The sequence below is a fragment of the Flexivirga meconopsidis genome (assembly GCF_026162425.1).
In the GTDB taxonomy this organism is placed as follows: domain Bacteria; phylum Actinomycetota; class Actinomycetes; order Actinomycetales; family Dermatophilaceae; genus Flexivirga; species Flexivirga meconopsidis.
Genome location: NZ_JAOBQJ010000004.1, coordinates 338,984 through 363,685, shown reverse-complemented (window position 1 = coordinate 363,685; position 24,702 = coordinate 338,984). Strand labels below are relative to the sequence as shown.

Sequence of the window (24,702 nt, the reverse complement as noted above, 5' to 3'; positions counted from 1 at the left end):
ACCGCGCGATGAGCATGCAGGGCTGGCAGATGCTGCGGTCACTCAGCCAGGAGTCCGAGGCGTCAGCGAAACTCAAGCCCGGCACCACCAAACGGGTGCTGCGCTACGCCCGCCCCTACCGCAAGCCGATCGGGGTCTTCCTGGCGCTGGTGGTCTTCGACGCGCTGCTGGTGATCGCAACCCCGTTGATCCTCAAGGAGATCGTCGACCGGGGCGTTGCCGACAAGGACACCCGGCTGGTCGTCTGGCTCGCGGTCCTGGCGGGCGTGGTGGCCGTGCTCGACGCCGGCCTCGGCATCGTCGAACGCTGGCTGTCCGCGACCATCGGTGAGGGGCTGATCTACGACCTGCGACGTCAGGTCTTCGGGCACGTGTTGCGCCAGCCGATCGCGTTCTTCACCCGGGCGCAGACCGGCGCGCTGGTCACCCGGCTCAACTCGGACGTGATCGGCGCGCAGCAGGCGTTCACCTCGGTGATGTCGAATGTCGTTTCCAACCTGGTCAGCGTGCTGGTCATCATCGTCGCCATGCTCGCGCTGTCCTGGCCGATCACCCTCGCCGCACTGGTGCTGGTGCCGATCTTCGTCATCCCGACGCGCATCCTCGGCCGGCGGATCGCCGGCCTCAGCCGCGGCCAGATGGTCGAGAATGCCGACCTCGGCGCCCGTATGACGGAGCGCTTCAACGTCGCGGGTGCGCTGCTGGTGAAGCTGTTCGGCCGTCCCGCTCAAGAAGACCGCGAATACGCCGAACGCGCAGCGAAGGTAAGGGATTTCGGCATCAGCATCGCCGTGCAACGGGCGATCTTCCTGGTCGGTCTGACCCTGCTCGCGTCGCTGGCGACGGCCATCGTTTACGGCATCGGTGGCGTCATGGCGGTGCACGGCGCGCTGACTGTCGGCACCCTGCTTGCGCTGGCCGCCCTGCTCGGACGGCTCTACGCACCGCTCACCCAACTGTCCAGCGTGCGGGTCGACGTGATGACCGCGCTGGTCAGCTTCGAGCGGGTCTTCGAGATCCTCGACCTGCAGCCGCTCGTCGCGCAGGCGCCGGACGCCCGGCCGCTGCCGGCGGGACCGCTCGGCATCAGCTTCGACGACGTCACGTTCGCCTACCCGACCGCCGACCAGGTGTCGATCGACTCACTGCAGACCGTGCTGACCGCCGACAAGGGCGACGGTCAGGCCGTCCTGCACGACGTGTCGTTCGAGGCGCAGCCGGGTCAGCTGATCGCGCTCGTCGGCCCGTCGGGAGCGGGCAAGACGACCACGATCGGCCTGGTCTCCCGGCTCTACGACCCGAGCAGCGGCACGGTCCGCGTCGGCGGCACCGACCTGCGCGAAGCCACCCTCGACTCGGTGCGCGACCGGATCGGCGTGGTCACCCAGGAGGCGCACCTCTTCCACGACACCATCCGCGCCAACCTGCTGTATGCCGCCCCGGACGCGACCGAGGCGCAACTCGAGCAGGCGCTGCGCGACGCGCACATCTTCGAACTCGTCCAGCGGCTGCCGCACGGACTCGACACCATGGTCGGCGACCGCGGCCATCGGCTGTCCGGCGGTGAGAAGCAGCGGCTGGCTATCGCCCGCTTGCTGCTCAAGGCGCCCTCCGTCGTCGTACTCGACGAGGCGACCGCACACCTCGACAGCGAGTCCGAGGTCGCCGTACAACGCGCTCTGGACGGCGCCCTGGCCGGTCGGACGTCGATCGTCATCGCGCACCGTCTGTCGACCGTGCGCGATGCCGACCAGATCCTGGTCGTCGACCGCGGCCGGATCGTGCAGCGCGGCACGCACGAGGAGCTCCTCGCGAGCGGCGGGCTTTACGCCGACCTCTACCGCACGCAGTTCCGGGACGAGCCGGTCGGCAGCTGATCGCGACGGGCCGTTACCTTGCTCACATGACGACCGAACTCGTGCATCTGCAGGTCGGCGACGGTGTCGCCACCATCACCCTCGACAGTCCGCACAACCGCAACGCGCTGAGCAGTCAGCTGGTGACCGAGCTGGTCGCGGCGTTCGGGCAGGCCGACGCCGACGAGTCGGTGCGCGCGATTGTGCTGGCTGCCGCCGGCCCCGTCTTCTGCTCCGGCGCCGACCTGTCCGAGGCCAGTGCGGGCGGTATGACGACCGGCGCCCGCGGCCTGATCGACCTGCAGCGGATGATCCTGGCCGCCGACACCCCGGTCGTCGTCCGCCTGCAGGGACCGGTGCGGGCCGGCGGGCTCGGCATCGTCGGCGCCGCGGACATCGTGATCTCCGCCGACACTGTCACCTTCGCCTTCACCGAGGCGCGGCTCGGGCTGGCCCCTGCGGCGATCTCGCTCACCACGCTGCCGCGCCTCACCAGCCGGGCCGCCGCCCGCACCTTCCTGACTGCCGAGACGTTCGACGCGGCCGCCGCCGAGCAGATGGGCCTGATCTCACAGGCCGTGCCGGCCGAGCAACTCGACGCGACCGTCACGACGGTCACCGGGGACCTGCTCAAGGGCAGCCCGCAGGGGTTGCGGGAGAGCAAGAAGCTGGTCAACGCCCCGCTGATCGCGGGCATCGACGAGCGTGGCGACGCCCTGGCGGAGTTGTCGGCGAGCCTGTTCAACTCCGACGAGGCGCGCGAGGCCATGCTGGCCTTCCTCAACCGGAAGAAGAAGTAGGAGGGACGCGCTCACCCGTCCTCTTCGTCCCAGATGCGCACCTTCTTCGGCTTGCGCGGGCGCGGGCCGCGGGTGGCTTCGAGGTGTTCGCGCCGCATCCGGTAGAAGAGGAAGCCGAACCCGCAGACCGCCGCGGCCCACCACTGCAACGCGTAGCTGAGGTTGATGCCGGCATACGAACCGGGATCGGGTTTGGGCAGCGGCGCCGGTTTGGCCGGGACCGCGCCGGTTGCGGTCTTCTCGGTGCGCATCAGCACATAGCCGCCGGGGTGGATCGAGTCACCGGTCATCCGCCGGATCTCGGGGAGGTTGATCGAGGAGACCTGCCCGCTCACGCTCTGCTTGGCGGCGCTCTTCTCGCTCGGCAGCAACCAGCCGGTGATGGTGACCTCACCGCTCGGGGTGGCGGGCACGGACGCCGGCGCGGCTGCGGTCGGCCCGTTGTCGATCCAGCCGCGGTCGACCAGGACGGTGCTCCCGTCGTTCTGCCGGAACGGGATGAGCACCTCGTAGCCGTAGTAGCTGTTGTTGGGGCGATTACGCGCCAGCACGCGCTTGCCGTCGTCATACCGGCCGACGAGCCGCACCTGGGTCCACTTGTCGTCCGCGGTGAGCTTGCTGTCCGGCGTCTTCAGCACGGAGTCGACCGAGACGGGCGTGCCGTTGTAATTGTCGGACACCTGATGCTGCGACAGGGACTTGGATTCGTAGCGGTGCCACTGCCATCGCCCGAGGAAGACACAGGCGATCGCCCACACCACGGCGACCAGCAGCCAGGTCAACCAACGACGGGTGAGCAGCACACGAAGCACGCCAGGACGTTACCCGCCGTAGGCTGGAGGCCTATGACCCACCTCTCCCCGAACGCACCCGGACTGCCGGACGGCTTCGGTCGGGTCGCGACCGACCTGCGGGTCTCCGTGACCGACCGGTGCAATCTGCGCTGCACCTACTGCATGCCCGCCGAAGGGCTCGACTGGTTGCCGCGCCCGGAAATGCTGACCGACGACGAACTCGTCCGGGTGGTCGGCATCTTCACCGGGCTCGGGGTGCGGTCGGTGCGGTTGACCGGCGGCGAGCCGCTGCTGCGGCGCGGGCTGGTCGAGGTCGTACGACGCATCGGCGCGCTGCCGGAGGCGCCACGGATGGCGATGACCACCAACGGCGTCGGCCTGGACCGGCTGGCCGCCCCACTTGCCGAGGCGGGCCTGGCCCGGGTCAACGTCTCGCTGGACACCGTCGACCCCCGCCGCTTCGCCGAACTCACCCGGCGCGACCGCTTCCACGACGTGGAGCGCGGCATCAAGGCGGCACAGGACGCGGGGCTGGCGCCGGTCAAGATCAACGCCGTCGCGATGCACGACGAGTTCGGCCGGGACAACCCGGCCGGGCTGCTGCAGTGGTGCCTGGACCGCGGCCTCGAGCTGCGCTTCATCGAGCAGATGCCGCTCGACGCGCAGCACGCCTGGGACCGGGACCGGATGCTGACCTCGGCCCAGTTGCACGAGCGGCTCGGCGAGCGATTCACCCTCACCCCGCTGCCCGACGAGGCGCGGGGAAGTGCGCCGGCGCAGGTGTTCCTGGTCGACGGCGGCCCGGCGACGGTCGGGGTCATCGCGAGCGTCACCGCGCCGTTCTGCGCCGCCTGCGACCGCGTGCGGCTGACCGCAGACGGTCAGGTGCGCAACTGCCTCTTCGCGCGCGACGAGGGCGACCTGCGGACGCCGCTGCGTGCCGGCGCGAGCGACGAGGAGTTGGCTGCCGTCATACAGCGGACGATGCTGGCCAAGCGGCGCGGGCACGGCATCGGCGAGCCGACCTTCCGGCAGCCGGACCGCCCGATGTCGTCGATCGGCGGGTAGGACCACCCGGCGATCCCCGGGTCAGTCGCCGGGCAGATCCGCGATCGGCACGACCTTCATCGGGAAGCCGCGCAGGCTGAGAAATTCGCTGAGCGATGAGCGGTGCTCCTCGCAGGCCAGCCAGGTCTTGTGCCGATCCTCGGGGTGGATCTTCGGATTGCGCCACAGCAGGGCGTATGACGCATCCCGGCGGCAGCCCTTGGCGCTGCACTGCCGGGCTGCCGGCTGCGCGCCGGGCAATGGCAGGCTCATCGGGTGATCACCGCGGGGCTCACCGAGAGCTGGGCCCGTGCAACTGCCGGCGTGCATCGGATGGTGCCTGCCGACCGCGCACCACCTTGCGCTTCTGGTTGGCGGCGTTGGCTCCGATCACCGCAATCTCGGGCAGCAGCGCGGCCATCGCGACCAGCACCCAGCGGATCCAGCCGTCGAGCACGAACGCCAGGACGAACGCGAGAGTGCGGATGCCCATCGCGATCGCGTAGTTGCGCATGCGCACGTCCTGGTCATGCTTGGCCGGCAGCGGCAGGTTGGTTGCCGACTGCACGGGGCCATGCTCGGGGGGACGGGGCACCAGTCCAGTCTAGGCTCCCTGCATCCGGCGCCCGTGAGCGCTACCGCGTAGTAGTCCTCTAGGGTTTTTGCGGGCCGGACCGACCACGCCTCAACCGAAGGAGACAACACTTCATGCCGCAGCCACGGACCGTGCTGGTGACCGGAGGAAATCGAGGCATCGGCGCAGCGATCGCGCAGGTGTTCGTGGCCGGCGGTGACGACGTGGTGGTCACCTCTCGCAGTGGATCCGGTGGCCCGGAGGGCGCGACGGTGGTCGCCTGTGACGTCACCGACAGCGCGTCGGTGGACGCGGCCTTCACGGCCGCCGAGGAGAAGTTCGGCCGGCCCGTGGAGGTGGTGATCGCCAACGCCGGCATCACCCACGACACGCTGCTGATGCGGATGAGCGACGACGACTTCGACTCGGTGATCGAGACCAACCTCACCGGAGCATTCCGGTGCGCGCGGCGCGCGACCAAGGGCATGATCCGACTCAAGCGTGGCCGGATCGTCTTTGTTTCCAGTGTGATCGGGCTGCTCGGTGGGCCTGGACAGGCCAATTACGCCGCTTCCAAGGCCGGCCTGGTCGGGCTGGCCCGGTCGATCACTCGCGAGCTCGGCAAGCGGTCGATCACCGCCAACGTCGTCGCACCCGGCTTCATCGACACCGACATGACGCGTGCGTTGCCCGAGGAGCAGCGCACGGCGTATGTCGACTCGATCCCGGCCGGCCGCCTGGCCGAGCCGGAGGAGGTCGCACAAGTGGTGCACTTCCTGGCGAGTGACGCTGCGTCATACATCAGCGGAGCGGTGATCCCGGTCGACGGCGGACTCGGCATGGGTCACTGAAACCCGCTGACCCCGCACACTTTTCACCCGAACGACAAGACGAGGAGACGACGTGGCAGGCATCGTCGAAGGCAAGCGGCTGTTGATCACCGGCATCACGATGGAGTCCTCCATCGCGTTCCACGTCGCGCGGATCGCGCAGGAACAGGGGGCGGAGGTCGTCATCACCTCCTTCGGCCGGGTCATGCGCATCACCCAGACGATCAGCAAGCGGCTGCCGAAGACCCCGGAGCTGCTCGAGCTCGATGTCACCGAGGACGACCACCTGACCACGCTCGCAGATCGGCTGCGTGCTGCCGGGGTGGACTCGCTCGACGGCGTGCTGCACTCCATCGGTTTCGCCCCACCGGGTGCCTTCAACTTCCTGGAGGGCAGCTGGGAGGACGCGTCGATCGCACTGCACGCTTCGGCATACTCACTGAAATCTCTTGCGGTTGCTGCGCTTCCATTGATGACTAAGGGTTCGTCCCTGGTCGGCCTCACCTTCGATGCGAAGTTCGCCTGGCCGGTCTATGACTGGATGGGGGTGGCCAAGGCCGCCTTCGAGTCCACCAACCGCTATCTCGCGCGCGACCTCGGCGAACACGGGGTCCGGTCCAATCTGGTCGCGGCCGGCCCGATCCGGACCACCGCGGCCAAGTCGATCCCCGGCTTCGAACGCTTCGAGGAGGTCTGGGGGGAGCGGGCGCCGCTGGGTTGGGACATCAGCGACCCGGTGCCGGCAGCGCAGGCATGCGTTGCGTTGATGTCCGACTGGTTCCCCGCGACGACCGGCGAGATCGTCCACGTCGACGGTGGCGTGCACGCGATGGGTCAGTAGCTGCCCCTTACGATTTCGGTTATGGCCAGCAGTGCAGCCTCGGTCACCGAGGTGCGGGTTCTCGAAGGCCCCAATCTCTACTTCACTCGTCCCGCGGCGAAGATCACCGTGGAGGTGCCGGGCTATCTGTCCGGCGACAGTGAGCAGCTGCGCGCATTGGGGCGCTCGCTCGGCGTGCGCCGCAGCGACCCCGGCGATGCCGGCACCGAGACTCGCCGCCGGTTCGTGCTGCGCCTGGTGGAACGCGCCGTGCGGCTGCTGGTGCGCGAGACCGGTGCGTCGCGGCTCGGAGTGCGGGTGCGCCCGGGCAGCGCAGCGGATGAGATCGTGATCGCGTTCGCGTTGAACAACCGCGGCCGGGCCGAGGCAGTCGGCGCGGTGCTGGAGCCGCTGTTGTGCGACCTCATCGCCGGCGGGCCGTCCACCGATCGCGTCGGCGTTGCTGCCGCGACCGTGCTGGAGCAGCCGGCCGGAGAGACGCTGCGACCGGTGCGGCCGCGCATCCCCGTCGTCGCGGTCACCGGCACCAACGGCAAGACGACGACCACCCGGCTGGTCGCCCATCTTGCGATGTCCGCCGGCTTGCACACCGGCTGGAGCTCCACCGACGGCGTGCTGGTGCAGGGCGAACTCGTCGAACGCGGTGACTACTCCGGGCCGGCCGGCGCGCGCACCGTGCTGGATGCCGACGGCGTGGAGTTCGGGGTGCTGGAGACCGCGCGCGGCGGCATGCTGCTGCGCGGCCTCGGGGTTGCGGTCAACGATGTCAGCGTGGTCACCAACGTCAGTGCCGACCACCTCGGCATGAACGGCATCGACACCGTCGACCAGCTCGCCGAGGTCAAGGCGATCATCACCAAGGTCACCAAACCGGGCGGCTGGGTGGTGCTCAACGGGGACGACCCCCGCGTCTGGGCGATGCGATCGTCGGCCAGCGCGAAGCCTTGGTGTTTCAGCCTTTTCGCCGACTCACCGGCACTGCGCGAATCGCTGGACGCGCACGGGCGCGGCATCACGGTGCTCGACGGCGACATCACCGTGCTGCGCCCAGGAGAGTCGCCCGACCGGCTGGTCAGCCTGCTGGACGTGCCGATGACACTGGCCGGTCTCTCGGAGCACAACATCGCCAACGCGCTGGCCGGCGCAGCGGCCGGACTCGGTGCGGGGTTGTCCCGTGAGTCGGTCATCGAGGGCCTGCGCACCTTCGCACCCGACCACCTGCACAACCCCGGCCGGATGAACATCTACAGCGCACCGGTGACCGGTGGCGCCGCAACGGTCGTGCTGGACATGGCGCACAACGAAGCCGGCCTCGAAGCTCTGCTCCGGGTGTCTCGCGGCTTGTGTCAGCCGGGCTCCTCACTGCTGCTGGGACTCGGCACCGGTGGCGACCGCACCGACGAGATCCTGGTCGCGATGGGGGAGCAGGCCGGTCTGGCGGCCGACCGGGTGCACGTAGTGCACAAAGAGCACTACCTGCGCGGCCGGACGGTGGAAAACCTGGAATCCTTTCTGCGCGAAGGGCTTTCCCGGGTCGGAGTGACGCCGATCGCATCCTGGCCGGATGAGTCCAGCGGTCTGCAGGAGCTGTTGCAGACGGCACACGACGGAGATGTCGTCGCGTTGATGACCCACTCCGACCGGGCCAAACTGCACGACTGGCTGATCGGGCACGGCGCGAGCGCGGACGATGCCGCCGCGATCCGGCGCAAGGTCGTCGGCGCCCGCGGCGAGCACGAGGCGGAGCAGGAGCTGGCTGCTCTCTGGCAGGACGACGACGCGCAACGCCGGATCCGCACCGCGCAGGCGCTGTACGAGCGCTTCCCAGGGGACGGCCGGGTGCTGTATGAGTTCGCCGGCACCTACGATTCGGCAGGCGAGGAGGAGACCGCGCTCGCGCGCTACGACGAGGCGATCGCCGCCGGATTGCGTGAGCCGTTCCGGCATCGAGCGCTGATCCAGAAGGCCTCCACGTTGCGACACCTCGGCCGCCTGGACGAATCTCTCGTCATACTCGATCGACTCGTGAGCGACTATCCGGACAACACCGCGATCGTGCTCTTCCGCGCGCTCACGCTGCACGACCTCGGTCGTGACGTCGAGGCATTGCGTTCGACCGCAATGCATGTGGCGGCCGCGAGCACCGACACGGACGTGCAGCGCTACCACAACTCACTGGCCCGCTTCACCGCCGCGATCGACTGAGCGGCGCGCGCGGCGTGCCCACGTGAGTCAGCCCTCGCGGCCGTCCAGCACCTCGCGGAGTTCGCCGTCCTCCGCCGCCGATGACTCGGCTGCTTCGGAGGTCAGTTGCTGCGGGTCGAGGTCGGGATCGCCGGGGCGGTCCTCGTCGGTGCGGGCGCCGGCGGCGGCCTGGTGAGTGAAGCTCTCGAGCTCGGCCAGCACGGCGCCGTGCTGATCGACGCAGAGCATCACCAGGTCACCGGGGTTGGCCAGCCGCACCGAGTGGCGGGTGGCGTCGAGTTCGTCGAGCACGGTCACCACCTGACGGCATCGGGCACCGTCGGCCTGCGCCGCGCGCACGCCTTCCTCGAGCAGCTTGGCCGACTCACCCGGTGCGCGACGCCGCAGATTGGCGTCCTCGCGGAGCACGAGTACGTCGAAGTGCTGGGCCGCGATCGCCCCGAGCTCGCGGATGTCGTCGTCGCGCCGGTCGCCGGCCGCGCCGACCATGCCGATGCGGGAGATGCGGTGCTCGGCCGCGCCCTGGCGCGACTTCGCGTAGGACTCGACGAAGTCGCCGAGCATCCGCATGCCGGGCGGGTTGTGGCAGTAGTCGACGAACACCTCGGCGTGGTTGACCTCGACCCGGTTCAGCCGGCCGGGGGACAGGTAGTAGGTGGTGTCGAAGGTGCGCAAACCCTGCCGGATGTCGTGCAGCGGCGCACCGGCGGCGAAGGCTGCACCAGCTGCGGCCAGCGCGTTGGCGACATTCATCCTGGCCGCGCCGCCGAAGGTCGACGGCAGCAGATGCGTCCACGCGAGTGGCATCGAACGTCGTCCCTGCTTGAGCACGATCATCTCGCCACGATCGGATGGTTCGAGTACGACGGCACGCGCGCCTCGACGGCAGCGCTCGTCGATGAAGTCGCGCACCGGGCTGCCCGGCGGTTCCATCGAGAACCACACGATCGTGCCGCGGCAGCGGCGCCGCATCGCGCGCACCAGCCGGTCGTCGGCGTTGAGCACGGCGAAGCCGTCGCGCGGAACCGCTTCGACGACAACGGATTTCACATCGGCCAATTGCTCAAGAGTGTCGATGCCGCGCATGCCGAGGTGATCGGCCTGGATGTTGGTGACGACGGCGATGTCGTTGCGGTCGTAGCCGAGCCCCTCGCGCAGGATGCCGCCGCGGGCGACCTCCATGACCGCGAAGTCGACCCGGGGGTTTTGCAGCACCATCCGCGCTGAGCGCGGCCCGGACGCGTCGGCCCGGATCACCAGGCGTTCGTCGATCACGATGCCGTCGGTCGAGGTCATCCCGACTTTTCGGCCCAGGCCCTTCATGATGTGCGCCAACATTCGCGATGTGGTCGTCTTGCCGTTGGTGCCGGTGACAGCGACGATCGGCACTCGTGACGACGATCCGGGCGGAAACAGCAGGTCCACAACGGGTTTGGCGATGAACTGAGGCTCACCGACCGTCGGATGGGTGTGCATGCGGAAGCCCGGTGCGGCGTTTACTTCGCAGATGGCTCCGCCGGTCTCGCGCACGGGCGCGGTGATATCGGGACAGATGAAGTCGATGCCGGCGATGTCGAGGCCGATGAGTTGTGCGGCCTCCTCGGCGATCTCGACGTTGTCCGGGTGCGCGTCGAAGGTGCGGTCGACCGAGATGCCGCCGGTCGACATGTTGCCGGTGAGCGCGAGCTTGACCATGTCACCCGATGCCGGCACGTCGTCCATCGCGTAGCCCTGCTCGCGGACGAGCTCGACCGCGGCGTCATCCACGGTGATCCGGGTCAGCACCTTCTCGTGGCCGACACCGCGGCGCGGATCTGAGTTGGTGATCTCGACGAGTTCGGCGACGGTGTGCTCGCCGTCGCCGATGACATGCGCCGGGACACGCTCGGCGATGGCCGCCATCCGGCCGCCGATGATCAGGCACCGGTAGTCCTTGCCGGTGATGAAGGACTCGACCTGCACGATGCCGCGGCGGCTTTGCTCCTCTGCGAGCGGGAATGCCTCGCGCACCTGCTCATCGGACTGCAGGTCGAGGATGACGCCGCGGCCGTGATTGCCGTCCAGCGGCTTGACTACGACCGGGAAGCCGATGCGGCGAGCGGCGGCCACGGCCCCGTCCGCAGTGCGCACGGTCTCGGCCTTGGGCACCGGCAGCCCGGCCGAACCGAGCAGGGTCGCGGTGAGGTTCTTGTCGCCGGCGATGTCGACCGCCAACGCCGAGGTGTGCGACGTCATCGTCGCCCGGATGCGCTGCGCGTGCACACCCTGGCCGAGTTGCACGAGCGACTGCTGGTTGAGCCGCGTCCACGGGATGTCGCGGCTGACCGCCTCTTCGACGATCGCGGCGGTCGACGGCCCGAACGCGGTGCGCGCGGCGAGGCGCAAGAAGCGTTCGCGCTCTGCATCGAAGTCGAAATCCGATGTGGGATGGACCAATTCGTTGACCAGTCGGACGGCGAGTTCACCCGCGGCGAGTCCCACACGCTCGTCGTAGAAGCCGAAGATGACGTTGTAGACGCCCGGCCGGCCCTTGTCCTCTCGGGTCTTGCCGCGACGCAGGTCGTGCCCGGCCTCCTGCTGCAGCTCGAGGGCGACATGCTCTGCGACATGACCCAGCCAGGTGCCTTCCCGCATGCGTTCGACGAACCCGCCGCGGCGTCCTCGGGAGCAGGTGTGCTCCTCGATGCGCGGCAGCAATGCGACCAGCCGGTCGGTGAATCCGGCCAGCTTGTCGGTCGGGAAGTCCTCGAGCGCCCCGAGATCGATCACCAGATGGATCGCCTGGTCGTACGACCACACATTCGGGCCGCGGTAGACCCGGGTCTGCAGCACCGTGAGTCGGGCGTCTGCGGGAGGCATGGGGGAGTTCGTCGAAATGGTGGTCAATCCTTCCTCGGGCGAACGTGGGGGTAAAGCCAGACAGAGTCTGGTGCGCTCGGCTCAACGGCGCAACGCCGCGGCGGCGGTGGCCGCGTCGTGCCGGTCCCGGCTGGTCGAGACGGCCAGATCGGCATACTTCTCGGAGAAGTCGGTGAGGGTCGCCGTCGGCAGGTCGAAGGTCGCCCCGAACGGCAGAGTGTGTACGACGGCGCCGGTCACGAGCAGTGGCGCGTCCCGGCGTGCTTCGTGCGCGTCGGTCACCGCGTTGCGCGCGTCGACCACGAACACCGCGCCCGAGCCGACCACGGTCAGCTCGGTGCCGTCGGTGATCTCGGCGGCGGTGTCCTCGTCGATGCCCATGCCGAGCAGGCTCGGCGAGGTAGCCACCAGCGACAGCAACCGCCCGTAGCGGGCGCGCTGGTCGAAGTGCTGATCGACGATGACGCCGGGCAACAGCCCCAGGCCGGCGGTGAGCTGACTGGACCGCTGTCGGGGAGTCACCCCCTCGTCACCCATCGAGATCATGAACTGGCTCATGATCGAGGCGCCGGCGGAGGTGCCGGCCACGACCGCACCGCGCTCGTAGGCCTTGAGGATCGACTCGCCGAGCGGCGTGCCGACGATGAGTTGGCTGAGCTTCAGCTGGTTGCCGCCGGAGAGAAAGATCCCGGTCGAGTTGTCGACCAGGTCGCGCAGGTCCTGGTCGCTGCTGGCCACCCGGGTGCGCGGGTCGACCGCATCGATCTGCTGAGCGCCGAGCCGGGAAAAGACCGTCGAGTAGACGTCGACGACCTCGTCCGGCACCGACGAGGCGGTGGGTATGACGACGATGCGCGCCTTCCGACCACCGGCGAGACGCACGAAACGCCGCAGGATCGTCACCCGGCCGACCTTGTCCTCGGCTCCACCGATGACGAGCAGGGACCGGTGCGACGCCTCAGACATGGGATGAGTCTAGTGAGGCGGTCTGCGGATCCGCGGCGTCGTCCGCGTCTTCGACCTCCTCGCGTGAGATGCCGAGCATGAAGAGCACCGCGTCGAGGTAGGGCACGTTGACCGTGGCATCCGCCTGCTCGCGGACGATCGGTTTGGCGTTGAAGGCGACGCCGAGCCCAGCCGCGGCGAGCATGTCGAGGTCGTTGGCGCCGTCGCCGACAGCGACCGTGCGTGACAGTGGCAGACCTTCGGTCTGGGCGAATCGCCTGAGTGCACGCGCCTTTTCGGCCCGGTCGACCACCGTGCCCAGAACCCGACCGGTGAGCTTCCCGTCGCGCACCTCGAGCTGGTTGGCGTGGGCGTGGTCGATGCCGAGTTCGGTGGCAAGGGGACCGACGATCTCCAGGAAGCCGCCGGACACGACCGCGACCGTGAAGCCGAGCCGCTTGACGGTGCGCACCAGGGTGCGGGCACCGGGGGTGAGGCGTATGGCGGCACGCACCTGCTCGAAGACCGACTCATCCAGCCCGGCAAGCGCTTTCACCCGTTCGTGCAGGCTCTCGGTGAAGTCGAGTTCGCCGCGCATCGCGCGCTCGGTGACCGCCGCGACCTGCGCCTCGCGACCGGCGTGTTGGGCGAGTAGTTCGATGACCTCGTCCTGGATCAGCGTGCTGTCGACGTCCATCACGAGCAGGCGGCGTCCGCGCCTGGCAAGACCGCCCGGAGCGACCGCCACGTCGAGCGCGTTCGCCGCCGCCACCAGGGCCAACTCTCGGCGCAATGACGCGACATCGGCACCGGACAGGTCGAGTTCCAAGGTGGTGACCGGATCGCGGGACAGCCGTCGTACCCGGTCGATATTGGCCCCTTGCTCGCCGATTGTGGCGGTCAGCGCTGCCAGGCCGGTCGCGCGCAGGGGTGCGCCGATGACGACCACCGACGCACGGCCGGTCCGGCGAGCCGGGTTGTCACCACGCCCGGCGACCAGCCGGATCGTCAATCGGTGCGTCTCGGCGATCGCGCGCAGATCGGCCGACAGCCGCTCGGCGGTCCCGGCGGCCGGTCGCAACAGCGCGGTGAGCAGCAGCTGTCCACGCACCACCGCTTGTTCCAGGTCAAGGACGGTGGCGTCGGTCGCCGCGGCCGCGGCGAGAAGTTCGCCGGCGACACCCGGTCTGTCATCGCCGCTGAGCGTGGCCAGCAATGTGTCGTCGTGTGAAGTTGCTTGTGGTGCGGGGTGATTCACGCCTCGATGACCGTTCCCTTGCCGATGACGGTGAGGCCCGAGTCAGTGACGGTGAAGCCGCGCGCCCGGTCCTCCTCCGGGTCCAGACCAATGCTCGCGCCGGCCGGGACATGGACATCCTTGTCGATGATCGCGCGCCGGATGCGGCAATGCCGCCCGATGTCGACATTGTCCATCAACACCGAGTCGTCGACCTGAGCGAAGGAGTGCACCCGGACGTTCGGTCCGAGGATCGAGCCGACGATCACCGAACCGCTCACGATCGTCCCGGAGGAGATCATCGAGCCGGTCGCCATACCCTGCCGGGCGGACGCGCCGTGCACGAACTTGGCCGGTGGATATGAATTCGCATCCGTCAGGATCGGCCAGTCGTAGTTGTAGAGGTTGAAGATCGGGTGGATCGACACCAGGTCCATGTGCGCGTCGTAGAACGAGTCGATGGTGCCGACGTCGCGCCAGTAGCCGAAGTCGCGCTCAGTGACGCCCGGGATGTCGTTGTCGCGGAAGTCGTAGGCGTAGGCGTCACCGGAGTCGACGAAGGCCGGGATGATGTCGCCGCCCATGTCGTGCTTGCTGTCGTCCTTGTCGGCGTCGGCGATCACCGCCTCGACGAGTGCATCGGTGTCGAAGACGTAATTGCCCATCGACGCCAGCACCTCATGCGGTGCATCGGCCAAACCCACCGGATCCGAAGGCTTTTCGCGGAATGCAGCAATCTTGCGGTCGCCATCCGGACCGAGCTCGATCACGCCGAACTGGTCCGCGAGCGCGATGGGCTGACGGATGGCAGCGACACTCGCGCGGGCTCCGCTGTCGATGTGCTGGTCCAGCATCTGGGCGAAATCCATCCGGTAGACGTGGTCCGCACCGACCACCACCACGTAGTCCGGTCGCTCGTCGTGAATCAGGTTGAGGCTCTGGTAGATCGCGTCCGCGGACCCGGCGAACCATTGCTTGCCGCGGCGTTGCTGTGCAGGCACGGGAGCGACGTAGTTGCCGAGCATCGTGGACATCCGCCAGGTCTTGGTGACGTGGCGGTCGAGGCTGTGCGACTTGTACTGCGTCAGCACGACCATCTTCAGGAAGCCGCTGTTGGCGAGATTGGACAACGCGAAGTCGATCAGCCGGTAGATGCCGCCGAACGGAACCGCCGGTTTGGCCCGATCCGCCGTGAGTGGCATGAGTCGTTTGCCCTCGCCCCCGGCGAGCACGATTGCCAGAACGGAAGGTCCACCACGTCGCGCCATACGCATAACTTAGGACCCACGGAGGGATAGCGTCTGGTCTTGTGCGAGTTGATCTGCTGACGAAGGAATATCCGCCCAACATCTACGGCGGCGCGGGGGTGCACGTCGCCGAGTTGGTGCGCGCGCTGCGTGAGCGGGGCGACACGGTGCAGGTGCGTGCGTTCGGTGCACCGGTAGCAGAACCGGACACGACCGGCTACGCCGATCTGCGGGAACTGGCTGCGGCCAATGCCGCGTTGCGGACGATGGGAGTGGATCTGCAGATCGCGCAGGATTGCGCCGGTGCGGATCTGGTCCACTCGCACACCTGGTATGCCAACTTCGCCGGCCACCTCGCCTCCTTGCTGCATGGCATGCCGCATGTGGTCACCGCCCACAGTCTCGAGCCGTTGCGACCGTGGAAGGCAGAGCAACTCGGTGGCGGCTACCGACTCTCCTCGTATGTCGAGAAGACCGCGTACGAAGCGGCAGCCGCAGTGATCGCGGTCAGCCACGGGATGCGGGCCGACGTGCTGGCCAGCTATCCCGATCTCGACCCGGCCAAGGTGCACGTGGTGCACAACGGCATCGATGCACAGCTGTGGCAACGCAATACCTCGCCGGAGGCGACCGAGATCGTGCGGCGGCACGGCGTCGACCCGGAGCGGCCGAGCGTGATCTTCGTCGGCCGGATCACCCGGCAGAAGGGCTTGCCCTACCTGCTCCGGGCGGCAGCGGAGCTGCCACCGGAGGTGCAACTCGTGCTCTGCGCGGGCGCGCCGGACACCCCGGAGATTCTCGCCGAGGTCGAGGCGTTGGTCGACGGGCTGCGCCGGGACCGCACCGGCGTGGTCTGGATGCCGGACATGCTGCCGCGGGCGGATGTCATTGCATTGCTCTCTGCCGCAACGGTTTTCGTCTGCCCGTCGGTTTACGAGCCGCTCGGCATCGTCAACCTGGAGGCGATGGCGTGCGGTGTCGCGGTCGTCGGCACTGCCACCGGCGGCATCCCGGAAGTGGTCGCGGACGGCGAGACCGGCTGGCTGGTGCCGATCGATCAGGTCACCGACGGCACCGGGACCCCGAAGGACCCGGACCGTTTCGTGCGGGATCTCGCGGACACGCTGACTCGCGCGGTGTCTGATCCGGCCGAAGCACATCGCCGTGGTGCAGCCGGGCGCGAGCGCGCAGTGCGCGAATTCGGTTGGGACACCGTCGCTTCGCGCACTCAGGAGGTGTATGACGCGGTGCTGCGCGGTTGAGGGGTGCTGGTCTCGATACGCCTCGCCTAGCGGCTCGGCTACTCGACCAGCGGGCTTTGGCTCGGCTACCCGGCCAGCAGCCTTACCCCGAACCAGTGGCTTGGTGCTGATCGAGTAGCCCGGAGGAGCGAAGCGGGGGAGGGCGTATCGAGATCAGTCGCCGGCCCGCATGCCGGCGAGGTTGAGGGCCGCTGCAGTCGTCGCCTGTGCCATCGCGGTGTCCGCCGCGGACTGCAGGTCGAGAAGCGCCCGCTGCCGGCCGGCGTCGGAGGAGAGATCGACTGCTGGCGAGTGCGTCAGCGCGAAATCGACTGCGGCACCCACGGTTCCGGCGGTCTGCAGCACGCGCAGGGCTCGGCCGGGTAGACCTGGCGGAAGCCCCCACTCACGCAACGCGACCACGTCGTCGGCCGTCGCGCGCAACGTCGAACCGACGAACGGCTGCACGTCCAACTGCTCCAACGCCTGCGTCGAACGGGCCAGTCGGCCGCGCAGTTCGCGTTCGATCTGCGACTCGTGCAGCGCCTCCAGCGCATGCGCCGGCGTCGGTGCGCTGTCGAACGCGGTGAGCCGCACCGTCGTACCCTCGTCGCCCTCGGGGCCGAAGATCTCGACGGTCGGCACCAACGCGCCACCGAGCGCGGGCACGTAGACACATTCACCGGCCTCGGTGGCTGCGGCCACCAGATCGGGGTTGCCCCTCGGCATACCGGTCAGGTCGCCGGAGCGGGGGAGTGCACAGGCGAGCACCCGCTCGCCGAAGTCCTGCCAGGTGCGCAGGTATTCGGTGTCACCGGTGAGGTGGTCGATATCCGGCAGCGCGCGTCGTACGGCCTCTTCCAGGTCGACGTGTCCTGCCCAGGCAGCCGTCACCCAGAGGCTGAGGCGCACGGAGGCGGGCAGCGTCGACATCCCCGTCACTGTAAAGAGCCCGGGCACACCCGACGCGCGGGCCCGCCCCACTGGCACGCCCATCACGGTGCAGGCAATAGGGTTCGAGCCATGAGCGATGTGCTGGCTCTCGCCGATGTGAGCGTGGTGCGGGGCGGCAAACGCCTGCTCGACAGTGTCGACTGGGAGGTCGAGGAGGGCGAGCGCTGGGTGGTGCTCGGCCCCAACGGCGCCGGCAAGACCACCCTGCTGCAGCTGGCTGCGGGGCGCCTGCACCCGACGTCCGGCGTCGTGGGCATCCTCGAGGAAGTGCTCGGCGCGGTCGACGTCTTCGAACTGCGACCGCGCATCGGGCTGGCGTCGGCCAGCATCGCCGAACGCATCCCGAACGCCGAACGCGTCGGCGACGTGGTCGTGACGGCGGCATACGGCATGGTCGGTCGCTGGCGAGAGCGGTATGACGACTTCGACCACGGCCGTGCCGCGGAGCTTCTTGACGCGTTGGGCGCGGGGGCGTTGGTCGACCGCCGCTTCGGCACGCTCAGCGAGGGCGAACGCAAGCGGGTGCAGATCGCCCGGGCGCTGATGACGGATCCGGAGCTGATGCTGCTGGACGAACCGGCTGCGGGGCTCGACCTCGGCGGCCGCGAAGACCTGGTCACCAGGCTCGGTGAGATCGCCCAGGACGTCGAGGCGCCGGCGCTCGTGCTGGTGACCCACCACGTCGAGGAGATCCCGGCCGGGTTCACCGACGTGCTGATGCTGCGGGATGGCAAGGTGGTCGCGCAGGGTCCGCTCGAGGCGACGCTGACCGCCGAGAACCTGTCGGCGACCTTCGGTATGCCGCTGGCCCTCGACCGGCACGCCGACCGCTGGACTGCCCGGGCGGTGTCCGCTCCGGCTGCGCGCCACGCCGCGCACTGAGGGCTGCGTTGTCACTGACGCAGGCGCTGCTGATCACCCTCGCGGGGGTGGCCGCCGGCACGATCAACACCATCGTCGGGTCCGGCACGCTGGTGACCTTCCCGACACTGTTGGCGTTCGGTTACCCACCGGTGGGTGCGAACATCTCCAACTCGCTCGGTCTTGTCGCCGGTGGCGTGTCCGGCTCCTGGGGCTACCGATCCGAGGTGTCCGATGCCAAGCAGCGGTTGCGGCAGCTGGCACCGATGTCCTTCCTGGGCGCGGTCACCGGCGCCCTGCTGCTGATCTGGCTACCGGCCTCGGCGTTCAAGGCGATCGTGCCTGCGCTGATCCTGGTCGGCATCGTCCTGGTGTTGATCGGTCCGTGGCTGCAGCGCCGGGCAGCGGCCGCGCACCACGACGAACCCGGCGACGACCCCGGGCGCGGCAGGCTGCTGCTCTCGATCGGGGTGTTCGGCGCCGGTGTCTACGGTGGCTATTTCGGCGCGGCGCAGGGTGTGCTGCTGATGGGCCTGATGAGTGCGTTGATGACCGATCCGCTGCAACGGATCAACGGCATCAAGAACGTATTGGGCACCGTCGTCAATGCGGTCGCGGCGTTGACCTTCCTGGTGGTCGCGTTCGACAAGGTGCATTGGGACGTGGCGGGACTGATCGCCCTCGGCTCGCTGATCGGCGGACTGATCGGCGCGAGCGTCGGGCGCCGGCTGCCGCCGTGGGCGTTGCGGGCGTTCATCGTGCTCGTCGGCGTCGTCGCGATCTGGCAACTTCTCCTCGGCTGACGCCAGATCCCGCAAACTTGTCAACTGTTCGGATAGTCTCCCGTCGTGCTGAAGAACTGCCAGCCCGGGTGATCTCCCGATGATCTTCGATGAACTGATCCGCACGCACGGCATCTCCACGGTGCCTGCCGCGGTGCCTGCCGCGGTGCCCTCCACGATGCCTCGCGCCGGCCTGGCCATGTCGCATCCGGTCCGGCCGGCCGTGCGCCCCGAACCCACCGCCTCCGGGCCGGCCACGACAACGCTCGCGCCCACTACAGCGCTGGATGAGCTCGAGCAGGTCCGCCGCAGCCTGCGGCAGTATCGGGTTGCGCTCGGCGACAACCTGGCCGAGGTGGTCGGCACGCTGCCCGGTGCCGCCTTCGGCACCCTCGTCGCGGAACTGCTGCGCAGGACCGGTTACACCGTCCTCGGCGCTCTCGCGACCACCATCTCCGGCAGCGGGTCGGCTTCGGAGGGACTGGTCTCGCGGGACCCGCTCGGCGTCGAACGCCTCTGGCTGCGCGCCGTCCAGCTGCCGCCGCGATGGATGATCGATCGCTCGCACCTGCAGGGCTTCGTCGATGCCACCCAGTTGGCCGGCCTCGAGCACGGGCTGCTGATCTCGACCGCGGTGTTGACTGCCGAGGCACGCACGGCTGCGGCACGTTTGGGCGCCGCGGTCACCGTCATCGACGGTCCGCGGTTGATCGAACTCATGCTGCAGCACGACCTCGGCCTGGCCGCGGAGTTCCGGGTCACCGTGCAGCGCGTGGATCCGGGCTTCTTCGCCCGTTTGTAGTTGCGGGGTCAGATCGGCTCCGCTCACCCTCGGCGATCTAGCCTTGGCCGACGTGCCGGTCATCGACATCACCGATCCCGCCGACGAGCGGGTCAAGGACTACTTCGGGCTCACCGACGTCGCGCTGCGACGTCGGCTGGAACCCGAGAACGGTCTCTACCTCGCCGAGAGCGAGAAGGTGATCCGCCGGGCGCTGGCGGCGGGACACCGGCCACGGTCCTATCTGATGGGGCGCCGCTGGCTGACCGATCTCGCCGACCTGGTGGACCAGGCCGATCGTGACGGGGTGCCGGTGTATGTCGGTGATCCCGACGTCATCGAGACCATGACCGGATTTCACCTGCATCGCGGCGCGCTGGCGTCGATGCACCGCCCCACCCTCCGGCCGTATGGCGAATTGGTCGCCGATGCACAGCGGGTCCTGGTGTTGGAGGACATCGTCGACCACACCAACGTCGGAGCGATCTTCCGGTCGGCGGCTGCGCTCGGTGTCGATGCGGTGCTGATCACGCCGCGGTGCGCGGACCCGCTCTACCGGCGCAGCGTGCGCGTGTCGATGGGCACGGTCTTCCAGGTGCCGTGGACCCGGGTGGAACCATGGCCGCAGGCGGCGAAAACCCTGCGGGAGCAGGGGTTTTCGGTTGCGGCTCTAGCGTTGTCCGAGGATGCGGTGACCTTGGACGAGCTGGTCGCCGATCTGCCGGAGCGGCTCGCCCTGGTGCTGGGCGCGGAAGGGGACGGATTGTCCCGTCATACGTTGGAGGTGAGTGACCAGGTGGTGCGCATCCCGATGGCCGGTGGCGTCGACTCACTCAATGTCGCCGCTGCGACGGCTGTCGTGGCGTGGGCGACACGCCCGACCACCCACCGGGGTGAACCGCGAGAGCCGAATTCGCAGTAGCGTCAGGCGGAAGACTGTCCGCTACGTCGAAAGGCGCACGATCATGGACGCAACAACCTGGTGGATCATCATCGGCATCGTGGTCGTCATCGCGATCCTGGTGATCATCGCGATGGTGATGAACAAGCGGCGGGTGGCCGCCCACCGAGAAGAGGCGCAGCAGCTGCGGCAGCAGGCCCGTCAGGGCGAGCCCACGGTGGCCGAAGCCCAGCAGCGCGCCGAGACGGCGACCGAGCGAGCCGATCGGGCACGCGCCGAGGCCGATGCCAAGGAGCAGCAGGCCCAGGAGCTGGAGCAGGAGGCGCAGTACGAACAGGACACCGCCGCGGCCGTCCGACGCGACCACGCCGACACGCTGCGCCGCGCCGACGAGCTTGACCCCGACACACCGACCGATCGGCACGGGCGCCGCGTGGAGGGCACCCGAGACGAGGCCAAGCAGGAGCGCTACCGGGACGAGGCGACCCCGGCGGGCGCGGCGACGGCCGGCGGGGTCGACGACCGGGCCCGCGACGACATCGCCGACGAGCGCGGTGTGGCCGGGCAGCGTGCCGACGACACCTATGCCGAGGGTGTTCGAGCCGATGAGACCGGCACCGATGACCGCAGCGCTGCCAATCAGCAGGGTTACGAGCAGCAGACCACCGGCACCGGCAACGAGAGCAGCGGCGCCGGGTATGCGGCGACCGACGCCGGGCGGGGCACGCACAACCGGCGTGCGGACGATCAGCCGTACGACGCGCAGTCGCCGTCCGGTTCGACCTACGACCCGAGCTCGTCGTACGGCCAGACCGCGGCCTCCGGTCAGCAGGAATACACCTCGTCCGACAGGAGCTCGTCGTACGGCCAGGACTCGGCGTCCGGGCAGCAGGAATACACCTCGTCCGATCGGACCTCGTCGTACGGCCAGGACTCGGTGACCGGGCAGCAGCGTCAGCCGTCATACGACCAGCCACGCCCCAGCGGTCAGGGCGCGTACGACCAGCAGCCCCAGGCCGGCGCGCAGGCGCCGGATCGGTCGGCATCGGACGCCGCCGGCACCCCGGTCTACGACCAGACCAGCGGACGCCACTCGGCGACGAACGGCGCCGCCGGGACCAGCTGGAGCGACCGTTCGGACACCTCGGCGGCAGAGGACGGCGGCGTTGCGGCGCAGTCCGACGGAGTGCGTGCTGACCGGCACGTGACCTCCGAGCGCGACCTGGCCGACGACGGCTACGCCGCGCCCGAGGACGGTGGCGACGACGCACAGCCGGGCGGCGGCAAGCGTCGCCCCGGTTTCGTCGACCGGCTCAAGGGTGTTCGCGACGACCTGCAGGACCGACGCAACGACGGCCGCTGAGCGGCAGCAACGAGAGGAAGGGCCCTGCGGCAAATGCCGCAGGGCCCTTCCTCTGGTTACCCGAGACTACTTCGCGTTGTAGGTCGCGGTGATCACGCCGCGGGCCAGCAGGTTGCCTCCTGCGGTGAACATGGCGACCGCCGGAGTCGCGCTGTCGTCCAGGCCGAGATCTGCGCCGACCGCATGCACCGCGAACATGTAGCGGTGTGGCCGCACGTCGGCAGGCGGCGCGGCGCCGCCGTAGTCCTTGGTGCCGAAGTCGTTGCGCACGTGGAACGCGCCCTCCGGCAGGTTCGCACCGCTGCCCGCGCCCACGTCGAGCGACGTGACATCGGCCGGGATGCCCAGCAGCAGCCAGTGCCAGAAACCGGAGGGGGTCGGTGCGTCCGGGTCGAAACAGGTCACGACATAACCGGTGGTGCCTTCCGGAGCACCGCTCCAGGACAGCTGAGGGGATTTGTTCTCGCCGCTGAATCCCCAGTCGTTGTAGACCTGTTCGTTCGGCATGGTGTCGCCGTCGGCGAACGACTCACTGGTCACCGCGAGCGAGGGCACCTGCGGCAGAAGGGTGTAGGGGTCGGGTGCTTCGGGGCGTTCGAGATCCATGGGCCCACGCTACTCACCGGACACGCGCTCGCGCATCGCCTCCATCAACAGCGTGTATGACGCCTGCCGCTCCTCCGGGTCGTGCACGTTGGTGGTGACCATGAGCTCGTCCGCACCGCACGCCAGCGCCCGCCGCCGGATGCCCGCTGCGACCTCGCGGCCGGTGCCGCTTGTGACAAAACGCCCCAGCTTGGCGACGATCGCCTCCTCCTGCGGGGTCCACTCGTGCGCCGCGGCCTCTTCCGGAGTGGGAAGCGGCCCGGGCCGGTTCTGCCGCAGTCGCACGGTCGACAGAGCAGCCGCGCGCTCGAGCGCGGCCGCCCGCGCAGGTGTTTCGGCCACGATCGCGGACACCGCGAGCATGCTGTGCGGCTCGGTGAGCCCGCCGTCCTGCCCGTTGGGCCGGAACGACTGCCGGTACATGTCGAAGGCCTCTCCCGGATCGGCGTCGCCGAAATGACCGGCGAAGGCGAAGGGCGTGCCCAGCAGTCCGGCGGCCTGAGCGCCATACAGGCTGGAGCCGAGGATCCAGATCGGCGGGAGCGGCACGTCGACCGGTTGCGCGCTGATCGGCGCGAACGGGTGGTCGTCCGGGAATCCGTCGACATACGCACGGAGTTCGGCGAATTGCTGCGGGAAGTCGTCGGCGGTGAGCGCCTCGCGGCTGCGCCGCAACGCGAACGCGGTCAGTTGATCGGTGCCTGGCGCCCGGCCGATGCCGAGGTCGATGCGTCCCGGGTGCAGCGCCTCCAGCACGCGGAACGTCTCGGCGACCTGCAGCGGCGCGTGGTTGGGCAGCATGACGCCGCCGGCCCCGACCCGGATCGTCTGCGTCGCGGCCGCGATGGTCGCGATCATCACCGTCGGCGACGTGCTTGCGACGCTTGCGATGTTGTGGTGTTCGGCGACCCAATACCGCTCGTAGCCAAGGGATTCGGTATGCCGAGCCAACTCGATCGACTCGTGCAGCGCGTCGGAGGCGGTGCGTCCCGTCGAGATGGGGGACAGGTCGAGCACGGACAGCGGAATCGGCAGCGCATCAGTCACCTCAGATGCAACACGTCGGACGGCGCGACATTCCAACCCGGCGCGTCAGGAGCCGGGGGAGCTGGTCGAGTAGCCCGGGGGAGCTGGTCGAGTAGCCGGAGGAGCGAAGCGGAGGAGGCGTATCGAGACCACCGACCCACTACAGTGCGCGGCATGGAACCCCTCTACTCGGGAGTAATCAACTTCGCGCTGGGCGTCTTCGCCGCGCAGGGCCTGAAGTTCGAGCGCACCGGCTCGGACAACATCCCGCGCACCGGCGGCGCGGTGATCGCGATGAACCACGTGGGCTACTTCGACTTCGCCTACGGCGGCTACCCGGCGCACGACGTCGGGCGGATCGTCCGGTTCATGGCCAAGAAGGAGGTCTTCGACCACCCGGTGATGGGTCCGTTGATGCGCGGCATGAAGCACATCCCGGTGGACCGGGCGGCCGGAGCCGGCGCCTACCAGGAGGCGGTGGCGGCGTTGCAGCGCGGTGAGCTGATCGGTGTCTTCCCGGAGACCACCATCTCCCGCTCGTTCGAGCTGCGCGACTTCAAGAGCGGCGCGGTCCGGATGGCGCAGGAGGCCGGAGTCCCCGTCATACCGATGATCATCTGGGGTTCGCAGCGGGTCTGGACCAAGGACCACAAGAAGACCCTGCTGCGGCCGAAGGTGCCGGTGACCATCACCACCGGCGCCCCGATCGACATCCCGGCGGGTGCCGACGCGGACGCCGAGACCGCGCGGCTGCGCACGCTGATGGAGGGCATGCTGCACGAGGCTCAGGACTCCTACGAGCCGCTCACCGGCGACGACCGGAAGTACCTCCCGGCGCGGCTGGGTGGCACCGCCCCGACACCGGAGCAGGCGGCCGAGATCGAGCGTGCGGAGGCCGAGCGCAAGGCGGCCAGGAAGGCCGCCGGCTGACGGGCTTGTCGGTGGTCGCACG

The 24,702-nt window shown here is 69.1% G+C and carries 23 protein-coding genes; 13 read left to right on the top strand and 10 right to left on the bottom strand.

Translation table 11 applies throughout. The annotated features are described in order from the left end of the window. The first annotated feature begins 8 nt into the window (after positions 1-8). Positions 9-1,877 (top strand): ABC transporter ATP-binding protein, encoded by a 1,869-nt coding sequence (locus N2M23_RS15265; RefSeq protein WP_265446620.1) that lies wholly within the window; start codon positions 9-11, stop codon positions 1,875-1,877. A gap of 26 nt (positions 1,878-1,903) precedes the next feature. Continuing rightward, positions 1,904-2,656: an enoyl-CoA hydratase family protein gene (locus N2M23_RS15260; protein WP_265446619.1), complete on the top strand. Its 753-nt coding sequence runs from the start codon at positions 1,904-1,906 to the stop codon at positions 2,654-2,656. A gap of 11 nt (positions 2,657-2,667) precedes the next feature. Here the strand turns inward: N2M23_RS15260 and N2M23_RS15255 are convergent, their stop codons facing one another. After that, on the bottom strand, positions 2,668-3,468 hold the full coding sequence (locus tag N2M23_RS15255) for an SURF1 family cytochrome oxidase biogenesis protein (protein WP_265446618.1): 801 nt from the start codon (positions 3,466-3,468) through the stop codon (positions 2,668-2,670). A 33-nt stretch (positions 3,469-3,501) separates the two neighbouring features. On the opposite strand from N2M23_RS15255, the gene moaA reads away from it, so the two are divergent. Beyond that, complete coding sequence (moaA, locus tag N2M23_RS15250; protein WP_265446617.1) at positions 3,502-4,518, top strand: GTP 3',8-cyclase MoaA; 1,017 nt, start codon at positions 3,502-3,504, stop codon at positions 4,516-4,518. Positions 4,519-4,539: 21 nt separating this feature from the next. Here the strand turns inward: moaA and N2M23_RS15245 are convergent, their stop codons facing one another. Next, positions 4,540-4,770 (bottom strand): hypothetical protein, encoded by a 231-nt coding sequence (locus N2M23_RS15245; protein ID WP_265446616.1) that lies wholly within the window; start codon positions 4,768-4,770, stop codon positions 4,540-4,542. A gap of 19 nt (positions 4,771-4,789) precedes the next feature. Continuing rightward, on the bottom strand, positions 4,790-5,092 hold the full coding sequence (locus tag N2M23_RS15240) for a DUF3099 domain-containing protein (protein WP_265446614.1): 303 nt from the start codon (positions 5,090-5,092) through the stop codon (positions 4,790-4,792). 113 nt (positions 5,093-5,205) lie between these two features. On the opposite strand from N2M23_RS15240, the gene N2M23_RS15235 reads away from it, so the two are divergent. The 3 genes from N2M23_RS15235 to N2M23_RS15225 are packed head-to-tail and all read left to right on the top strand — an operon-like array spanning position 5,206 to position 8,947. Then, complete coding sequence (locus N2M23_RS15235; RefSeq protein ID WP_265446612.1) at positions 5,206-5,922, top strand: beta-ketoacyl-ACP reductase; 717 nt, start codon at positions 5,206-5,208, stop codon at positions 5,920-5,922. Between the two features lie 52 nt (positions 5,923-5,974). Beyond that, complete coding sequence (fabI, locus tag N2M23_RS15230) at positions 5,975-6,742, top strand: enoyl-ACP reductase FabI (RefSeq protein WP_425270247.1); 768 nt, start codon at positions 5,975-5,977, stop codon at positions 6,740-6,742. Between the two features lie 21 nt (positions 6,743-6,763). Beyond that, positions 6,764-8,947, top strand: a complete 2,184-nt coding sequence (locus N2M23_RS15225; protein ID WP_265446611.1) for a tetratricopeptide repeat protein — start codon at positions 6,764-6,766, stop codon at positions 8,945-8,947. A gap of 27 nt (positions 8,948-8,974) precedes the next feature. On the opposite strand, the gene cphA is transcribed toward N2M23_RS15225, so the two are convergent. The 4 genes from cphA to glgC all read right to left on the bottom strand — a co-directional run bounded on the left by cphA (position 8,975) and on the right by glgC (position 15,256). Further along, entirely contained in the window at positions 8,975-11,806 is a 2,832-nt protein-coding gene (cphA, locus tag N2M23_RS15220) for a cyanophycin synthetase (RefSeq protein ID WP_265446610.1), read from the bottom strand. Positions 11,807-11,887: 81 nt separating this feature from the next. Further along, positions 11,888-12,772: a cyanophycinase gene (locus N2M23_RS15215; protein ID WP_265446609.1), complete on the bottom strand. Its 885-nt coding sequence runs from the start codon at positions 12,770-12,772 to the stop codon at positions 11,888-11,890. Then, a complete protein-coding gene (serB, locus tag N2M23_RS15210; protein ID WP_265446607.1) occupies positions 12,765-14,009 on the bottom strand; it encodes a phosphoserine phosphatase SerB in 1,245 nt (414 codons plus the stop codon). Before serB ends, N2M23_RS15215 begins: the two co-directional genes overlap by 8 nt. Next, the gene (glgC, locus tag N2M23_RS15205) at positions 14,006-15,256 is read right to left on the bottom strand and encodes a glucose-1-phosphate adenylyltransferase (protein ID WP_265446605.1); all 1,251 of its coding nucleotides are present in this window, start codon (positions 15,254-15,256) and stop codon (positions 14,006-14,008) included. The genes serB and glgC overlap by 4 nt, the downstream gene beginning before the upstream one ends. A 41-nt stretch (positions 15,257-15,297) precedes the next feature. On the opposite strand from glgC, the gene glgA reads away from it, so the two are divergent. Beyond that, positions 15,298-16,497 carry a glycogen synthase gene (gene glgA, locus N2M23_RS15200; RefSeq protein WP_265446604.1) on the top strand — a complete coding sequence of 400 codons (1,200 nt, stop codon included), beginning with the start codon at positions 15,298-15,300 and terminating at the stop codon, positions 16,495-16,497. Positions 16,498-16,650: 153 nt separating this feature from the next. On the opposite strand, the gene N2M23_RS15195 is transcribed toward glgA, so the two are convergent. After that, a complete protein-coding gene (locus tag N2M23_RS15195) occupies positions 16,651-17,409 on the bottom strand; it encodes a hypothetical protein (RefSeq protein WP_265446603.1) in 759 nt (252 codons plus the stop codon). Between the two features lie 90 nt (positions 17,410-17,499). Here N2M23_RS15195 and N2M23_RS15190 point away from each other — a divergent pair, with 90 nt between their 5' ends. From N2M23_RS15190 to N2M23_RS15170, 5 genes are all read left to right on the top strand, one after another. Beyond that, positions 17,500-18,312, top strand: coding sequence for an ABC transporter ATP-binding protein (locus N2M23_RS15190; protein ID WP_265446602.1), 813 nt, complete (start codon positions 17,500-17,502; stop codon positions 18,310-18,312). Positions 18,313-18,320: 8 nt separating this feature from the next. Further along, complete coding sequence (locus tag N2M23_RS15185; protein ID WP_265446600.1) at positions 18,321-19,094, top strand: sulfite exporter TauE/SafE family protein; 774 nt, start codon at positions 18,321-18,323, stop codon at positions 19,092-19,094. A gap of 79 nt (positions 19,095-19,173) precedes the next feature. Further along, entirely contained in the window at positions 19,174-19,875 is a 702-nt protein-coding gene (locus tag N2M23_RS15180; protein ID WP_265446599.1) for a restriction endonuclease, read from the top strand. A gap of 52 nt (positions 19,876-19,927) precedes the next feature. Then, a complete protein-coding gene (locus N2M23_RS15175; protein WP_265446597.1) occupies positions 19,928-20,776 on the top strand; it encodes a TrmH family RNA methyltransferase in 849 nt (282 codons plus the stop codon). A gap of 43 nt (positions 20,777-20,819) precedes the next feature. Then, on the top strand, positions 20,820-22,118 hold the full coding sequence (locus N2M23_RS15170; protein ID WP_265446596.1) for a hypothetical protein: 1,299 nt from the start codon (positions 20,820-20,822) through the stop codon (positions 22,116-22,118). Positions 22,119-22,184: 66 nt separating this feature from the next. On the opposite strand, the gene N2M23_RS15165 is transcribed toward N2M23_RS15170, so the two are convergent. Together N2M23_RS15165 and N2M23_RS15160 are read right to left on the bottom strand one after the other, a co-directional pair. Then, a complete protein-coding gene (locus N2M23_RS15165) occupies positions 22,185-22,724 on the bottom strand; it encodes a YbhB/YbcL family Raf kinase inhibitor-like protein (protein WP_265446595.1) in 540 nt (179 codons plus the stop codon). A gap of 9 nt (positions 22,725-22,733) precedes the next feature. Then, positions 22,734-23,771, bottom strand: coding sequence for an LLM class flavin-dependent oxidoreductase (locus N2M23_RS15160; protein ID WP_265446593.1), 1,038 nt, complete (start codon positions 23,769-23,771; stop codon positions 22,734-22,736). A 153-nt stretch (positions 23,772-23,924) separates the two neighbouring features. Here N2M23_RS15160 and N2M23_RS15155 point away from each other — a divergent pair, with 153 nt between their 5' ends. Continuing rightward, positions 23,925-24,680, top strand: a complete 756-nt coding sequence (locus tag N2M23_RS15155) for a lysophospholipid acyltransferase family protein (protein ID WP_265446591.1) — start codon at positions 23,925-23,927, stop codon at positions 24,678-24,680. Positions 24,681-24,702 lie beyond the last annotated feature (22 nt).

What these genes read in the sequence shown, in the direction of transcription:
- N2M23_RS15265 (WP_265446620.1), top strand. Translation starts at nt 9, where the DNA reads ATGAGCATGCAGGGCTGGCAGATGCTGCGGTCACTCAGCCAGGAGTCC.
- N2M23_RS15260 (WP_265446619.1), top strand. Translation starts at nt 1,904, where the DNA reads ATGACGACCGAACTCGTGCATCTGCAGGTCGGCGACGGTGTCGCCACC.
- moaA (WP_265446617.1), top strand. Translation starts at nt 3,502, where the DNA reads ATGACCCACCTCTCCCCGAACGCACCCGGACTGCCGGACGGCTTCGGT.
- N2M23_RS15245 (WP_265446616.1), bottom strand. Translation starts at nt 4,770, where the DNA reads ATGAGCCTGCCATTGCCCGGCGCGCAGCCGGCAGCCCGGCAGTGCAGC.
- N2M23_RS15235 (WP_265446612.1), top strand. Translation starts at nt 5,206, where the DNA reads ATGCCGCAGCCACGGACCGTGCTGGTGACCGGAGGAAATCGAGGCATC.
- N2M23_RS15225 (WP_265446611.1), top strand. Translation starts at nt 6,764, where the DNA reads ATGGCCAGCAGTGCAGCCTCGGTCACCGAGGTGCGGGTTCTCGAAGGC.
- cphA (WP_265446610.1), bottom strand. Translation starts at nt 11,806, where the DNA reads ATGCCTCCCGCAGACGCCCGACTCACGGTGCTGCAGACCCGGGTCTAC.
- N2M23_RS15215 (WP_265446609.1), bottom strand. Translation starts at nt 12,772, where the DNA reads ATGTCTGAGGCGTCGCACCGGTCCCTGCTCGTCATCGGTGGAGCCGAG.
- glgC (WP_265446605.1), bottom strand. Translation starts at nt 15,256, where the DNA reads ATGGCGCGACGTGGTGGACCTTCCGTTCTGGCAATCGTGCTCGCCGGG.
- N2M23_RS15195 (WP_265446603.1), bottom strand. Translation starts at nt 17,409, where the DNA reads ATGTCGACGCTGCCCGCCTCCGTGCGCCTCAGCCTCTGGGTGACGGCT.
- N2M23_RS15190 (WP_265446602.1), top strand. Translation starts at nt 17,500, where the DNA reads ATGAGCGATGTGCTGGCTCTCGCCGATGTGAGCGTGGTGCGGGGCGGC.
- N2M23_RS15180 (WP_265446599.1), top strand. Translation starts at nt 19,174, where the DNA reads ATGATCTTCGATGAACTGATCCGCACGCACGGCATCTCCACGGTGCCT.
- N2M23_RS15170 (WP_265446596.1), top strand. Translation starts at nt 20,820, where the DNA reads ATGGACGCAACAACCTGGTGGATCATCATCGGCATCGTGGTCGTCATC.
- N2M23_RS15165 (WP_265446595.1), bottom strand. Translation starts at nt 22,724, where the DNA reads ATGGATCTCGAACGCCCCGAAGCACCCGACCCCTACACCCTTCTGCCG.
- N2M23_RS15155 (WP_265446591.1), top strand. Translation starts at nt 23,925, where the DNA reads ATGGAACCCCTCTACTCGGGAGTAATCAACTTCGCGCTGGGCGTCTTC.